Origin of the sequence: Streptomyces sp. NPDC014727, assembly GCF_043083485.1 — a bacterium.
Taxonomy (GTDB): Bacteria; Actinomycetota; Actinomycetes; order Streptomycetales; family Streptomycetaceae; genus Streptomyces.
On record NZ_JBIBYR010000002.1, the window covers coordinates 416,794 to 431,660 of the forward strand.

At 71.2% G+C, this 14,867-nt stretch carries 12 protein-coding genes; 8 read left to right on the top strand and 4 right to left on the bottom strand.

Annotated features, from left to right (window positions below; all coding sequences use genetic code 11):
* Positions 1-10 precede the first annotated feature (10 nt).
* Positions 11-745, bottom strand: a complete 735-nt coding sequence (locus ACF1B9_RS05555; RefSeq protein ID WP_391739222.1) for a carbonic anhydrase — start codon at positions 743-745, stop codon at positions 11-13.
* A gap of 1,010 nt (positions 746-1,755) precedes the next feature.
* Here ACF1B9_RS05555 and ACF1B9_RS05560 point away from each other — a divergent pair.
* Positions 1,756-2,502 carry an IPT/TIG domain-containing protein gene (locus ACF1B9_RS05560; RefSeq protein ID WP_391739223.1) on the top strand — a complete coding sequence of 249 codons (747 nt, stop codon included), beginning with the start codon at positions 1,756-1,758 and terminating at the stop codon, positions 2,500-2,502.
* Between the two features lie 286 nt (positions 2,503-2,788).
* The gene (locus tag ACF1B9_RS05565; protein WP_391739224.1) at positions 2,789-3,850 is read left to right on the top strand and encodes an IPT/TIG domain-containing protein; all 1,062 of its coding nucleotides are present in this window, start codon (positions 2,789-2,791) and stop codon (positions 3,848-3,850) included.
* Here the strand turns inward: ACF1B9_RS05565 and ACF1B9_RS05570 are convergent.
* Positions 3,820-4,434: a MarR family winged helix-turn-helix transcriptional regulator gene (locus ACF1B9_RS05570; protein WP_391739225.1), complete on the bottom strand. Its 615-nt coding sequence runs from the start codon at positions 4,432-4,434 to the stop codon at positions 3,820-3,822. The two genes, ACF1B9_RS05565 and ACF1B9_RS05570, sit on opposite strands and share 31 nt — an antisense overlap.
* A 39-nt stretch (positions 4,435-4,473) precedes the next feature.
* On the opposite strand from ACF1B9_RS05570, the gene ACF1B9_RS05575 reads away from it, so the two are divergent.
* Positions 4,474-5,406: a DMT family transporter gene (locus ACF1B9_RS05575; protein WP_391739226.1), complete on the top strand. Its 933-nt coding sequence runs from the start codon at positions 4,474-4,476 to the stop codon at positions 5,404-5,406.
* Here the strand turns inward: ACF1B9_RS05575 and ACF1B9_RS05580 are convergent.
* The gene (locus ACF1B9_RS05580; RefSeq protein ID WP_391739227.1) at positions 5,345-7,984 is read right to left on the bottom strand and encodes a discoidin domain-containing protein; all 2,640 of its coding nucleotides are present in this window, start codon (positions 7,982-7,984) and stop codon (positions 5,345-5,347) included. The two genes, ACF1B9_RS05575 and ACF1B9_RS05580, sit on opposite strands and share 62 nt — an antisense overlap.
* Positions 7,985-8,103: 119 nt before the next feature.
* The gene (locus ACF1B9_RS05585; RefSeq protein ID WP_391739228.1) at positions 8,104-9,201 is read right to left on the bottom strand and encodes a threonine synthase; all 1,098 of its coding nucleotides are present in this window, start codon (positions 9,199-9,201) and stop codon (positions 8,104-8,106) included.
* A 358-nt stretch (positions 9,202-9,559) separates the two neighbouring features.
* On the opposite strand from ACF1B9_RS05585, the gene ACF1B9_RS05590 reads away from it, so the two are divergent.
* The 5 genes from ACF1B9_RS05590 to ACF1B9_RS05610 all read left to right on the top strand — a co-directional run bounded on the left by ACF1B9_RS05590 (position 9,560) and on the right by ACF1B9_RS05610 (position 14,808).
* A complete protein-coding gene (locus ACF1B9_RS05590) occupies positions 9,560-10,312 on the top strand; it encodes a GntR family transcriptional regulator (RefSeq protein WP_376218232.1) in 753 nt (250 codons plus the stop codon).
* A gap of 341 nt (positions 10,313-10,653) precedes the next feature.
* Positions 10,654-10,836, top strand: a complete 183-nt coding sequence (locus ACF1B9_RS05595; RefSeq protein WP_351079398.1) for an SPOR domain-containing protein — start codon at positions 10,654-10,656, stop codon at positions 10,834-10,836.
* A 169-nt stretch (positions 10,837-11,005) separates the two neighbouring features.
* Complete coding sequence (locus ACF1B9_RS05600; protein ID WP_391739229.1) at positions 11,006-11,407, top strand: NUDIX domain-containing protein; 402 nt, start codon at positions 11,006-11,008, stop codon at positions 11,405-11,407.
* A 226-nt stretch (positions 11,408-11,633) separates the two neighbouring features.
* Positions 11,634-12,062 carry an ATP-binding protein gene (locus tag ACF1B9_RS05605; RefSeq protein WP_391739230.1) on the top strand — a complete coding sequence of 143 codons (429 nt, stop codon included), beginning with the start codon at positions 11,634-11,636 and terminating at the stop codon, positions 12,060-12,062.
* Positions 12,063-12,255: 193 nt separating this feature from the next.
* On the top strand, positions 12,256-14,808 hold the full coding sequence (locus tag ACF1B9_RS05610; RefSeq protein ID WP_391739337.1) for a SpoIIE family protein phosphatase: 2,553 nt from the start codon (positions 12,256-12,258) through the stop codon (positions 14,806-14,808).
* The last annotated feature ends 59 nt before the right edge of the window (positions 14,809-14,867 follow it).

Consider the following 14,867-nt stretch of genomic DNA (forward strand, 5'->3'; position numbering starts at 1 on the left):
GTCCGGCCGGTCAGGAAGGCGCACCGGCCAGGACCTCCACCTTGCCGGTGTCGAGCGAGTAGTAGGCGCCGACCACGGCAAGGGCCCCCTTTTTCACGAGTGGGGCCAGATCATGGTTGGAGCGCAGGTCGGCGGCGGTCAGCTCGACCTGGGCGCGAGCCATGGTCTCGACGGGGTCCGCACCGCCTTCCCGGACCGCCTGCTCGTACGCCGGCCGCAGAGCCTTGGCGATCGCCTCCAGGTTTCCCGGCAACGGTTTGCCGTCGCGGATGGACTTGTACGCCGCCGCGACGGCGCCGCAACGCTGGTGCCCGAGGACCACGACGAGCGGAGTACCGCTCGTCATGGGCCCGTACTCCACGGACCCCGTGACCACGGGGCCGACCGCCTCCCCGCCGGTGCGCATCACGTAGAGATCACCCAGCCCGGTGTCGAAGAGGAGCTCGGGTGGCACCCGGGAGTCGATGCACGAGAGGACCGCCCCGAAGGGTTCCTGCTTCTGGGCCACGAACTGGCGCCGGTTCGGATCCCGGTCGGGATGTCGAAGGTCTCCGCTCACCCAGCGCTTGTTGCCGTCCATCAGCCTCGTGAATGCCGCGACGGGCGTGTTGGGCCGCCCTTCCGGCGAAGTGTCGGCGGCCAACGGGGTGGCGCTCGTCGATGAGCATCCCGCAAGCGTGACCGAGGCGACCGCGAGGCCGCCGACGAGCAGCGCTCTGCGATCCGGGTGTCCCGCTCTGTCCATCGGTCGTTCCCCTCGGTCCGCTGGGACGTGTCCATGCTTGTTGACCAGGGCGATTGTTCAGTGCGGTGGGGAAGCCCGACGGCAGGCGCAAGCGGGCTCGGGCCTTTTTCGCCACGACGGCCCACAGAGCCGGCTCGGGTGGCGACGGTGGGCGGCTGATGCGCGAGGCGGGTCCTGCGTGGCGTGAGGTGGGGGGCGTGCGGTGGGGTGGGTGGCGGATTCGCCTTCCTCCGGCGCACTGAACGGTATGCCTTTCGCGCGCTCGTCCAATCAGGTGATTGGCCGTCAAGATGCTTGAGTCATATTTCGTTTGTATGGGTCACTTGGGTAACCGAACCGGTGGGCCGCCCATCCCTCTCCGGGGGAGCGCGGAACCGTTCTGGCCGCCGACCCGTCCCTGCGTGACGGACCTCGGCATCGTTTGCTCCGGACGGCCGCGATGGGCGCCCCTGTAGAGGACTTGGATCCGACCAGTCGCCCCTGTCAGGTAGTGGCAGGGACTGATGGGACAGCCTCCGGCCTCTGCTAGGGAGCGGTGCGCGAGCCATTCGCGCACAGCCGAGTACCTCGTCGTCGAGGCCATGAGCGTGGCCGCGGACCCTGCGACCCGCGTGCGGCATCGCCGCCGTGAGCGAGCCTGCACCGGTCATGTGAACGCCTCGGCCACACGGCGAGGGCAGTGCGATCGCTATCAGTTTTCGACCGTGGGGGCGGCCCCCGCTCGCACGGAGCGGCGTCCGGTGCCCGGCGGGCCCGCGACAGGGTTCATCACGGCTCCGGGCACCCCGCGCCGCGACATCCGATGACGGTGTCTTCCCCGAGCAAACAGCTTCCAGACGCCTTCCCGGGTGCTCCGGCATCCCGCGGGACAGACCGAGGAGGAGGTGAACGAGGACGGCCGGGCCCGGCGGTGGCCCGGAGATCCGGGTCATGCCCCCGAGGCCTGAGCCGGACCAGGCTCTGAGTCAACTCTCTTATTCGAAAGTTCAGTTCACACACGGAGGACGACCATGCCCATCAGCCCGAACCAGGGTTCCACCGGCGGCGGCACCACCGTCACCATCACCGGCACCAACCTCACGGGCACCACCGCTGTGCTCTTCGGTACCAAGCCGGCCACCGCAGTCACCAACGTCTCACCCACCCAGGTCACCGCTGTCTCGCCGTCCGGCTCCGGCGAGGTCGGCGTGACGGTGACCACGCCGGGCGGAACCAGCAACCCGCTTCCGTTCTTCTACGTCGGCGCCCCGTTCAAGTCCGGTCTGAGCGTGAGCTCGGGCCCCACCGCGGGCGGCAACAACGTCGTCATCAGCGGCACCGGACTGTCCACGGCCACGTCGGTGTCCTTCGGTGCCAACTCCGCGACGCCGACGGTGGTGTCGGACAGCCAGATCAGCGTCATCGTGCCCGCGGGTGCGGCAGCCGGGCCGGTGGGGGTCAGCGTGACGACCGCCGGAGGTACCAACAACGGCCTGTCGTACACCTACATCGACGCCCCGACCATCGCTGCGCTCACTCCGACCTCCGGACCGACGTCCGGCGGGACCGCGGTGACCATCACGGGCACCAGCCTGACCTCGACGAGCCAGGTCACGTTCGGCGGGGTGCCGGCACCGTTCTCGGTCATCAACGCGACAACCGTGTCCGCCGTCACCCCGCCCGGCGCCCTCGGTGCGGTCGACGTCACTCTCTCGAACCCCGCCGGCACGGCCACGGACGTCGGCGCCTTCACGTATGTGGCGGGTCCCGGCATCTGATCCGCCTCGGGCGCGGCACCGATTGCCGACGCGGAACGAACCCGGCGTCGGTGCCGCTTCCAGACGCGTGATGTCCGCCCGGTCCGGGACGTTCCGCGCCCGGCCGGGCGGGCGAACCGCTCGACGCGACTCGCTCACCGCCGCCCGGTCAGGAGGTCCGGGCGGCGCGCCGGCCGTCATGTTCCCAAGTGGCGACCCGTCCACAACGCCCCCATCACATCATCTCGACAGGAGAACGGCTGTGGAGAGCTCCGACAGCTCAATCCCCCGCGTTACACAACCGTCGGTGACCACACCCGACGCAGCCGGCAGTGGTTCCGGCTTCACCTACGTGCTCGCGGCGCCCGTGATCGGTTCCGTCGTCCCCAATCAGGGGTCGGTCGAGGGCGGGAACACGGTCACGTTGACCGGAACCGGCTTCACCGGCGCCACCTCGGTCAGTTTCGGTGGCGTGGCAGCCGCGTTCATCGCCGTCTCCGCGACGCAGGTCACCGCGGTCGCCCCCGCCGCGCCCGCCGGCACCGTCAACGTCACGATCACCACTCCGGGCGGCACCAGTGCCGGGGTCCCCTATACGTATGTCGCCGCTCCGGTGCTGAGCGGTGTGGCTCCGGCCCAGGGGCCACTCGCGGGTGGCAACACCGTCACCCTGTCCGGGACCGGCTTCACCGGAGCGACCTCTGTGCACTTCGGCGCGAACGCGGCGAGTTCGTTCACCGTCGTCTCACCGACCCAGCTGACCGCGTCCGTCCCCACCGGCGGCCCGGGTCCGGTTGCCGTCACGGTCACCACTCCCGGTGGTACCAGCACCCAAGCCGTCTTCTACTACTACCTCGGCGTGCCGGTTCTCGACGCGGTCACCCCAGGGTCCGGGCAGGTGGCCGGTGGCAACTCCGTGACGCTGACCGGTGCGAATCTTCTCCAGGCCACGGCGGTTCGCTTCGGCGCGACGGCGGCGACCACCGTCTTCATCATCTCGGCCACGGAGATCAGGGCGGTGGTGCCGCCCGGTGTCGCCGGCACGGTCCCGGTCACCGTCACCACGCCCGGTGGCACCAGCGACAGCGTGACCTATACGTATCTCGGTGTCCCGGTCCTCACCAGTCTGGTGCCCGACCAGGGGCCGTCGGCAGGCGGAACAACGGTGACTGTCACCGGCGTCGGACTGACGTACACCACCGCGGTACTGTTCGCGGCCGTGCCCGCCGGCTTCACCGTGGTCTCCGACACTCAACTGACCGCCACGGCACCGCCCGGGGCGGTGGGGGCGGTCACGGTCAGGGTCGTCACCCCCGGCGGCACGAGTATCGGCCTTCCCTACACCCGCCTCGCCCCGCCCGGCATCTGAGCGGTCCGGCACGTGGGATCCGCCTGATCCGTCGCGACGCGCGCGCGGTGCGGCGGTTCCACGTGGGCCAGCCATGTGGTCAGGAGTGCTTCCAGCTGTGCCGCCGACTCCGGGGGCAGGGCGTCCAGGAGGCGGCGTTCGTTGCGCATGTGCTCGGTGAAGGCCTGGTCGATCAGTTCCCGGCCCGCGGGGGTGAGTGCGACCACCCGGCCCCGGCCGTCACCGGCCGAGCGGCGGCGGGTGACGAGGCCGTCGCGCTCCAGGCGGTCGATCCGCTTGGTCATCGCCCCAGTTGTGACCATGGTGTGCACCGCCAGTTCGCCGGGGGCCCGTTCGAACGGCTCGCCCGCGCGGCGCAGAGCGGCCAGCACATCGAACTCGCCCTCGTTCAGTCCGAACTTGCGGTAGACCACGCAGAGCTGCTCGGTGAGCATTCCGGCCAGGCGGTGGAGCCGGCCGATCACTCCTTGAGGGCTCACGTCGACATCCGGTCGTTCCCTGGCCCATTCCGACTGGATACGGGCGATGTGGTCGAGCGGCGGGGGAGGAGGCGTGGAGGCGGCTCCGGTGCTGTCGAGGCGCATGGCTTCACTGTAGCTTCCTCGGAAGACATAATAACTTCCATGGAAGCTACTTTTCGATGGGTCCTGATCACGGCGATCGCGCCCGTTGCCTGGGGTACGAACTACTTCGTCACCCACGCGTATCTGCCCGCCGGTCACCCCCTGTACGGAGCCGCGATCAGGGCCCTGCCGGCGGGGCTGCTGCTCCTGGCCGTGCGCCGGGAACGACCGCGGGGTCCCTGGTGGTGGAAATCCCTCGTTCTCGGCGCCCTCAACATGGGCGGGTTCTTCGCCCTCGTCTACGTGGCCGCCCAGTTGTTGCCGACCAGTACCGCGTCGACGGTCATGGCGACCTCGCCGATGGTGATGATGCTGATCGCCTGGGCGCTGCTCGCCGAACGCCCGCGCCTGCTGCCGCTGGCCGGCGCCGCCGTCGGACTCGGCGGGGTGTGCCTGATGCTGCTCGGCGGGACGGCGTCGACCGACGTGCGTGGAGTGCTCGCCTCCGTCGCCGCGATGCTCATGTCGTCCCTCGGCTACGTCCTGGCCAAGCGGTGGGGCGCCGAGGTCGACGTACTCGCCTCGACCGCCTGGCAGCTGATCGCGGGAGGGCTTCTGCTGCTGCCTCTCGCCGCCCTGGTCGAGGGCGCGCCGCCCGCGCTCGACGGACCGGCCCTCCTCGGGTTCGGCTACGTCACCGTGGTGGCGACCGCGCTCGCCTTCGCCGCCTGGTTCGCGGGTCTGCGCCACCTTCCCGCCGCCACGGTCGGACTGGTCGGACTGCTCAACCCGGTGACCGGCGTACTGCTCGGTACCGCCCTCGCCGGCGAGGCGCTCAGTCCCAGGCAGCTCTGCGGGGCGGCCCTGGTCCTGGCCGGAATCCTTCTCGGACGGCCGAAGGCCGGGAGGCGGCGGCGCGGGGCGCCGTCGGTCACGGCTGCGCGACCCTCAACTCCCGTACTCCCACCGGCTTCTCCGCGTCCTCCGACGTGACTGTCAGCCGCACCCGACGAGCCGTCGCCCCCGACCGGTAGGGCTGCCAGTCCGTGCCGTTCACCGATGTCTCCAGCCGGTACGAGGACGAGCGGGCGTCCGTCCACTCCGGCTCGATCGAGGTCACCGGGGCCGTGCGCCCCAGGTCCACCGTGAGCGCGCCCGTCGCACCGTCCGGGGACCACGCCGTGGCCGCGCTGCCGTCCACCGCCGCGGCCGCGTACAGGCCGGGCGTCTCGGAGGTAGCCGTCGCCGGGCGGCAACGGGCCGCGTCCGTCGTCGCGGCGAGGTCCGGGCGGCGGGTGGGCAGGGTCAGCGTGCCGGTGAGGAGACGGGGACCGGTGGGGGTGTGGACGGTGAACGGAGCACCGGTGGTCAGCCGGACCGTCGTCGTCAGCGGGCCGATCGCGACGTCGTACGTACGGCCCCGGTACCGCAGGCCCGTCAGCGTGACGCCCTTGCCCAGCTGCGGCGGCAGCAGGGGGTCGAGGCGCACCCCGTCCTCCCGCAGGCGCAGGCCCGTCAGACCGTGCGTGAAGACCTGGAGGAATCCGCCCTTCCCGGTGAGGAAATCCTCCGCGGGACGACCCGACAACGGGTCCTGCGCGCCGGACTTCGCGCCCCGGGCCTCGCTGAAGAGGGCGAACGGGCCGCGCATGAACGGGCGTACGGAGCGCTGGAGATAGGTGTACGTCACACAGCCGGCCTCCCCGATCGCGGCGGCGTCGATCGCGTGGACCGAGTCCGTCATCGCCGGCCCGTCCGGATCGGTGCGCGCGGCGTAGTAGTCGAGCGTGGCCGCCGCGGCGCCGGGCTCCATCGGCCACTCCAGCGGGTAGATCAGCAGGACGGCGTCGGCCTGTTTGATCGTCGAGCCGTTGTAGCCCGCGTACTGAAGGAAGAGCTTCCGCTTGGGGTCGTACGGGATGCGCAGACCGTCCGCGACCCGTGTCCACCCGGCCGGCGCGGGACGCCCGAGCAGCCGCGCCGCGCGTGTGGCGTTGCGCAGAGCGGTGGCCGCGACCGCGTTGGTGAAGACCCCGTCGGTGACACCGTTGCTGTACTCGTCCGGGCCCGCGACCTCCTTGACCGAGTAGCTGCCGTCGTCGTTGGCGGTGGCCCGCGAGACCCAGAAGTCGGCGATGCCCGAGAGCAGTGGCCACCCGTGGCCGGCCAGCCAGTCGCGGTCCCCGGTCGCCAGGTAGTACTGCCAGACGGCGAGCGAGACATCCCCCTGGAGATGGTTCTGGGTGAGGCAGTGCGGGGGGTTCCAGCTCTGGCACTCGGACCAGAGGTCGCCCCTGCTCGCGCTCGTCCACGGGTAGAACAGCCCCTGGAACCCCAGCTTCTGGGCGTTGGCACGGGCGGCCGCGCGCGTGCGGTACCGGTACTCGACGACCGGACGGGCCGGCTCGGGGCGGGTGGCGAGCAGTCCCGGATACATCCAGATCTCGGCGTCCCAGAACACCATGCCCGCATAGTTGTCGCTGGTCAGACCGGCCGGGGCGATGCTGTCACGAGACCCGGTCCGAGTGGCGGCGAGCAGTCCGTACTGCGCCGACCGCAGCCACTTCTGCAGCTCGGGACTGTCGGGTACGGAGATGTCCGCAGCCCAGGCCCGCCGCCAGGCGGCGGCGTTCGCCGCGAGGACGCCGGACCAGCCGCGCCGGGCCGCGCGCACGGACGCCTCACGGGCGGCGGCGGGCGGGGCCGACGAGGTGAGCGCGGTGTCGATTCCGACGTACTTCTCGACGGAGTACGTGCGCCCGGCGCGCACCCGGAGCTCGCGGTGCGGGCGGGGCGTGCCGGGTGCCGGTGCCCTGCCGCGCGCCGGCCCCGGTCCGTCGGTGCGCAGCGTCTGGACGATCGCGCCGGCTGTCCCCGTGCCCCGCGTCCGGAACGTTCCGTCGCCCTTGAGCGTGATCCGGCGTGCGCCCCGCGGGTCCAGGCGGCCGGTGACGGTCGCCGTACCGTTCCAGTGCGGTGTCATGCGCAGCCGTACGGCGCCGGTGTGCACGTCGGAGCGGTCGGCGAGCACCTCGTAGACGAGGTCGGTCGCGCGTCCGTCGGCCGTGGTCCAGCGCAGTGACGTACGCACCAGGCCGCAGCGCAGGAACACCGTCTGGCGGTAGCGCGAGATCCGGGCCGCGGGGGTGCCGGAGCCGTACGTCTCGTTGCCCACGCGCAGGTCGAGGGTCGTCCAGCTGGGCAGCGCGGCGATCACCTCGCGGCCGGCCGCCAGGTCCTTCTCGCGCCCGAACAGGCCGACGACGAAGGCGCCGTCGTAGCGCGGGGTGAACAGTGGCCAGCCGGTCTTCTCGCCCGACGCGGCATAGCCGGCGCCCGCGGGAGGCACGCGGTGTCCCAGATATCCGTTGCCCACGTAGGGGTCGTAACCGTCGGTCCCGCCGAACCGGGTGGAGGTCGGGGCCCAGGCGGGGCCGGTGTCCCGGCCGCAGGTGGTGGACGTGGGCGGGAGGGGAGCGGCCGCGTACGAGAGGGGCGGCAGCGGTGCGATCAGGGCGCCCGCGACCAGGGACGTCAGGGACGTGAGGAGACAGATGCGCGAGAGGCTCACCGTACGAAGGTAGGGAAGCGCGCGCCGGGCGGCGGAGCACGGCGCGCGGCGCGCGGGTGAACGGCCGGCCGGGGCGCGCGGCGCGCGGGTGAACGGCCGGCCGGGGCGGGCGGCCCGCGTCAGTCGGCGAGGCCCGTCTTGAGGCCCGCGCCGCACAGCGGTACGACGACGCTCCGGTCCGTCCAGCCGCCGACCGCGGCCCAGCAGGCGACGCCGGTTGTCTCCACGTAGAACCCACGGGCGGCCAGGTCCAGCTGCGCGGCCCGGATCTGATCCTCGGTCACCGTGAGGAAGGTGCCGCCCGATTCCCGTACCGCGGCCAGGACGGCCCGAGCGCGCGGCGGGCGGGGGATGGCGATGCCCTCGGCGAGGGTGGGGGCGGCAGCGCCGGCCGGGGCGTCCAGCAACGCGTCCGCGTCCGCGCGGAAGGCGGCGGCCAGTGGTGACACCGCCTCGGCCTGCACGGCGATCAGTGCCGGGCGTTCCTCGATCAGGCCCAGGGCGTGGAGTTCGGCCGTGGCCAGGGCCGCGCCGAGCAGCAGGGTACCGTTGCCGACCGGTACGGCCAGGGCGTCCGGGAGCCGGCCGCCGAGGTCCTCCCACAGCTCGTACACATAGGTCTTCGTGCCGTGCAGGAAGTACGGGTTGTAGACGTGCGAGGCGTAGAACGTGCCCGGGGTGTCGGCGGCGGTACGGGCCGCCAGCGCGGTGGCCTCGCGGTCGCCGGGGACGATCTCCAGCTGCGCGCCGTGCGCCCGGATCTGCTCGGTCTTCTTCGGCGACGTTCCCTCGGGTACGTACACCGTGCAGGGGAGCGAGGCGCGGGCGCAGTACGCGGCGACGGCGGTGCCCGCATTGCCGCTGCTGTCCGCGACGACGCGCTCGGGCGAGAGGCGGCGGGCCAGTTCGACGAGCATCACGGCGCCGCGGTCCTTGAAGGAGAGCGTCGGCATGAGGAAGTCGAGCTTGGCCGACACGGTGCTGGTGAGCGGGACGAGCGGGGTGCGGCCCTCGCCGAGGGTGGTCGTGGGCGCGGCGAGGGGCAGCGCCTCTTCGTAACGCCACAGTGAATTGACGCGTTCCGCAAGAGAGTTGAGCGGGAGCGGATCGGTGACCTGGAAATCGAGGTCCCAGGGACCGCGGCAGACCGGGCAACACCAGGTGAGGGCGTTGGTTTCGGCGCGAGTGCCGTCCTGCGGGCAGATGTACATGGCCATGCCCGCCAGCATGCCAGGCGTGTGGCGGCCGAACGGAAGCGATTGTCGTGCCCATGGTGATAGATGTTGATCGGTGCGGTGCGGTGCTGATCGGTGCGGTGCGGTGCGGTGCGGTGCGTGCGGTCCGGTACGGCTCGGCTCGACTCGGCCGCATCCGTGGCCGCCCCGCACATCTGCGCCCGGCCGTCGGTGCGGCGAAGCGCGTGCCCAGGGCGCCGCCGCGGCTCGGGTGCCGTCGGCGGGGCATGCGCGCGGCCATGACGAATCATCACTTCGGGTGAAACTCTGGCCCGTGCTTGCGATCCACAACCGACGGTTGTCAGGCTGTTGCAGACTGTCAATCTGTTGGGAGTGGCCTGTGGCTTTCGGTGAGCAGCCCGCCTATCTGCGTGTTGCGAGCGATCTGAGAGAGAAGATCGCCAATGGTTCGCTGCCGCCGCATACGCGCCTGCCTTCGCAGGCCCGTATCCGCGAGGAGTACGGGGTCTCGGACACCGTCGCGCTGGAGGCGCGCAAGGTGCTGATGGCCGAGGGGCTGGTCGAGGGGCGCTCCGGTTCCGGCACGTATGTGCGCGAGCGCCCGGTCCCGCGTCGGATCGCCCGTTCCGGCTACCGGCCGGGCGCCGGGGCCAGCCCGTTCCGTCAGGAGCAGACGGCGGAAGGGGTGCGCGGGACGTGGGAGTCCCGCAGTGAGCAGGAGGGCGCGAGCGCCGAGATCGCCGAGCGCCTGGGCATCGAACCGGGTGACCGGGTGATGCGTACGCGATACACCTTCCGGGAGGCCGGGGAGCCGATGATGCTCTCCACCTCCTGGGAACCCCTCGCCGTGACGGGGCGTACGCCGGTGATGCTGCCGGAGGAGGGCCCGTTGGGCGGATGCGGGGTGGTCGAGCGGATGGCCGCGATCGACGTCGTCGTGGACAACGTGGCCGAGCAGGTCGGCGCGCGTCCGGGGCTGGCGGAGGAGCTCCTGGCGCTCGGCGGTGTTCCGGGCCATGTGGTGATGGTGATCGAGCGTACGTATTACGCGTCGGGTCGCCCGGTCGAGACGGCGGACGTGGTGGTGCCCGCCGATCGCTTCCGGATCGCCTACCACCTTCCGGTCAGGTGACCGGCGTGCGAGGGGCGGCGTCCGGCTTCGGGTGCGACGGACCGAGGCCTCGTCGGGTGCCTTGAGCGGCAGTCGATCGACGACCGTCAGGGCTTGTCATGTCCTGGTCCTGATCGCCGTTCGTGCCCGCCTGCGGGATCGGTGAAGGGCTGCCCCTGGGGGCGCATCCAGCTGGATGCGCCCCCTTTTTTATGGCCGGATCGGTATCTCTTTGTGAAATTACGTATCCGTTGAGTGAAGGTCAGGCGTAGGGTCCGGCATATGCGTACTGCGGTTTCCTGGGGATCCTTAGAAACGTACATGCCGTTCGAGGGAGGGGCGCAATGACCGGGAGGGGCGCAATGACCGACAACGGTGCCGATCTCCCATGGCTGGTGATACGGCAGGACGACAACGGCAACCGCTACCGCGTCGGCAGGTATGCCACACAGGGCGAGGCCCAGAAGGTCGCCGACAAGCTCGACACCCATGGCCACAAGCAGCTCTACTGGGTGGAGCGCGTCGGGGCGCGGGCCCGGCCGTAGAGCGTTCACGGGGGGAGTGGGCAGGGTGTGACGCTCCGGCGCGGATGCCGCGCAGTCCCGACCCCGACCGGCCGCACGCAAGGGCGAGTTGGGCCGCCGTGCCCGGCGTCAAGGGGCTGAATGGTCAAGTTCCTGCCTGAGGCGGGTTCCGGACGGTGGAGGTCGAGTGATGTCGGTCCTGATCGACACGGTGGCGTGGGTGCGTGTGGAGGGCGGCAGGATTCTCTGCGCGCGGCCGCGGGGGAAGGGCGTCTTCTACATCCCCGGGGGCAAGCGGGAGGGTGTGGAGAGCGATCTGGAGACCCTGGTCCGCGAGATCAAGGAGGAGCTCACGGTGCTCCTCGAACCGCGCACCGCGGTGCATGTGGGTACCTACGAGGCCGAGGTGCCCGATCTGCCGGGCGGTGGCGTGGTCCGTATGAGCTGCTACACCGCGGACTACGAGGGGACCTTGGCGGTGAGCAGTGAGATCGAGGAGATGGCCTGGTTCTCGTACGCGGACCGCCCGCTGGTCCCACCGGTCGATCAGCTGCTCTTCGATGACCTGAAGGCATCGGGGGAGCTGGACTGAGCCGGTCCGGGCGTCGGCGTGCCCGCCGACCCGGTGCTGCTGACATGTGTTCCGGCGGCGCGTGCCGGCTGCCTCGTGCGCCCCTCTCCCCGTGTGCATCGATTCGTGCGCGCGGCCGTACACCCGTACGCCCCACGTGTCGGTCGCCGCGATAATTCGCACCAAATATCGGGTATGTGCTGATTAACCCCCGTAAACAGGACGTTCCCGTTGCTGGTTTTGGGAAGTGATCGGCGTGATCGACACCGAAGGCGACTGCGCCGAGTGGACCTTTCCGGCTGAGCCGGGCGCAGTGCGCTCCGCGCGACACGCCGTCCATGAGGCGCTGCGCGGCTGGGGGCTCGACGCCTCCCTGGGCGATGTGACAGTCCTGCTGGTCAGCGAGCTGGTCACCAATTCCATGCAGTACACATCGGGTCCCATCGGGGTGCGGCTGCAGCGCCCCCATCCCAACGGTGACGGCCCCGCCACCCGCCCCGGACTGCTCGTGGAAGTCTCTGATCCGCTTCCGGATCCGCCCACCGAACGCATGCCGGGACCGGACGACGAGGGCGGCAGAGGGCTGCAGCTGGTGGCCTGTTCCGCGCGCCGCTGGGGGACCAGACGCGGAAAGACCGGCAAAACCGTGTGGTTCGAGCTGGCCCTGCCTGGTTAGGAGTGGGGTGGGACGCACAGCGATCACCAGAGGTCGGGCAGAACCTGGCTGAAAGGGACTGAGACCGTGCTGTGATCGTGAACGCCGTGTCGGTAGGGGCCGTAGTGCTGAATACTGCGGGCAGGACCGGTCCGGTGTGTGAGCTGGAGGGGACGGTCGCGTGAGCGAAATACCTGGGACAGCGGGCGATATCGTGTGGCAGAGCAGCCCGCCTGGCTCGATCTATGACTACATCAGGGTCGCCTCTTTCTCGATCGGCCCCGACGGCCTGATCGAGCAGTGGAGCCGGCGGGCCGCCGGCCTCTTCGGCATTGCCGCGGACGAAGCGGTGGGCCTGGATCCGGTCGAGGTGTTCATGCCTGCCGAACTGCGCGTGGACGGCCGCCGCCGGGTCGCCGAGATCCTCGACGGCAAGGAGTGGACGGGCCTCGTCCCGTTCCGGATGCCGGGCGAGGACACCGTGCACGGGCTCGCCGAGATCTATGTGATGCCGAGCGGGACGGAGACCGGGGAACGGGCCGCGATCTGTATCGTCGTGGACGTCCGTGCGCTGCGTCGCATCGAGACGGATCTCGCCGCGTCACAGGCCATATTCGGCCAATCTCCCTTTGGTTTCGTGCTGTTCGGCACCGACCTCACCGTGGTGCGCGCCAACCAGCGCTTCGCCACCGTCTTCGGGGGGCAGGCCGCCGACCATCGCGGCCGTACGGTCGACGACTACCTCGCCCGTCCCGAGGCGGACCGGCTCACCGCCACCCTGGAGCGCGTGCTGGAGACCGGCGCGTCCGTCACCGACCTCCAGCTCATCGGCACCGCGCCCGGCGACCCGGTCAGCCGCCACTGGTCCATGAACCTCTACCGGGTGCACAGCGGGTCGGGCCGCCCCATCGGCATCGCCGGGCTGGCCACCGATGTGACCCGACGACACATCGCCGCCCGCGAGGCCGCCAGTGCCCGCCGCAATCTCGCCCTGCTCAACGAGGCCAGTGCCCGTATCGGCAACTCCCTCGACCTGGAGACCACCGCCCGCGAACTCCTCGATGTCGCCGTGCCCGGCTTCTGCGACCTCGCCTCGGTCGACCTCTACCAGGGGCTGCTCACCGGCGACGACGCGCCTCCCGGCAGCTGGGACTCGCTCCGTCAGGAGTCCGTCGGAGGCTCCGCCGAACTGCGCCGCGTCGCTCTCGCCAGCGCCGTGTCGGACGCCCTGCCCGCGGCCGCGGACACCGGCGCACCCGACACGGGCGGCGAGCCGCCCGTGCTCGGCGCCGTACACCGCTTCCCGTACAACTCGCCCTGCGCCATCGCCCTGCGCACCGGGCATGTCGAGGACGTGCCCGGCGACGACCGTGGCTTCGTGCAGTCCACGCTCGCCGTGCCGATGGTCGCCCACGACACGGTGGTCGGTCTCGTCCGGTTCTCCCGCACCAAGGGCAGCGAACCCTTCGGCGAGCGGGACCGGGCGCTGGCCACGGAACTGGCCGCCCGCGCCGCGGTCTGCATCGACAACGCCCGCCTCTACCGGCGCGAACACGAGCGTGCGCTGATCCTCCAGCGCAGCCTCCTGCCCCCCGGCGACCCCGTGGCCGCGGGCCTCGACATCGCCTGCCGCTACCTCCCCGGCAACACCGCCACCGAGGTGGGCGGCGACTGGTTCGACGTGATCGAGCTCCCCGGCCACCGCACAGCCCTCGTCGTCGGCGACGTCATGGGGCGCGGACTGCGGGCCGCCGTGGCCATGGGCGAACTGCGCACCGCGGTGAGGACCCTGGCCCTGCTGGACCTGGAACCCGCCGAGGTGCTCTCCGCGCTCGACGAGGTCGCCCGAGGGCTCGGCACTCCCGGCGGCACCTCCTCCGGCGGTTCCGGCGGCACCCAGTGGCCTTCGCGGGCCGCCCACAAGTCCCGCGAGGTGGACCTCTCCGAGGTGTACCTGGCAACCTGTGTGTACGCGGTCTACGACCCGGTCACCCGGCGGTGCACCTTCGCCAACGCCGGTCATCTTCCCCCTGCCGTGGTCGAGCCGGGCGAACCCGCCCTGCTGCTCGACGTCCCGCCCGGGATGCCGCTCGGTGTGGGGGGCGAACCCTTCGAGGAGGTCGAGGTCGAACTGAAGGAGGGCTCCCTGCTCGCCCTCTACACGGACGGCCTCGTCGAGTCCCGCGACCATCCGCTCGACGAGGGGCTGGCCGCCCTGCGCCGGGCGCTCGTCGAACCGGAACGGCCGCTCGAAGACGTCTGCGACCGCGTACTGACCACCCTCGACACCCGGCACGGCGAGGACGACATAGCCCTGCTCATGGCCCGCATCCAGGGGCTGCCGGCCGACGCGGTGGGCGACTGGCGGTTGCCCCGTGAACCCCGCTCCGTCGGCCGCGCCCGTGAACTGGCCCGTGGCCAACTGCTCGCCTGGGATCTCGGCGAGCTGGTGGACACCACCGAACTGCTGGTCAGCGAACTGGTCACCAACGCCCTGCGGTACGGGGAGGGCGAGATCAGGCTCAGGCTGCTGCGCGACCGTACGCTCGTGTGCGAGGTCTGGGACGCGGGGCTCGTCCAGCCGCGGCGTCGGCGGGCCCGCGACACCGACGAGGGCGGGCGCGGACTGCAGTTGGTCGGGCTGCTGAGCGTGGGCTGGGGGTCGAGGCGGACACCGCGCGGCAAGACCGTCTGGTTCGAACTGGCGCTGCCCGACGGGGAGCCGGCCGCCGAGCCCACGGTGGAGCAGTTGCTGAGCATGTTCTGAGGAAGGTGTCAGATGGTCGGGGGCGGCCCACTCCTCGGCCGTTTCGATGTCCTCCCGGG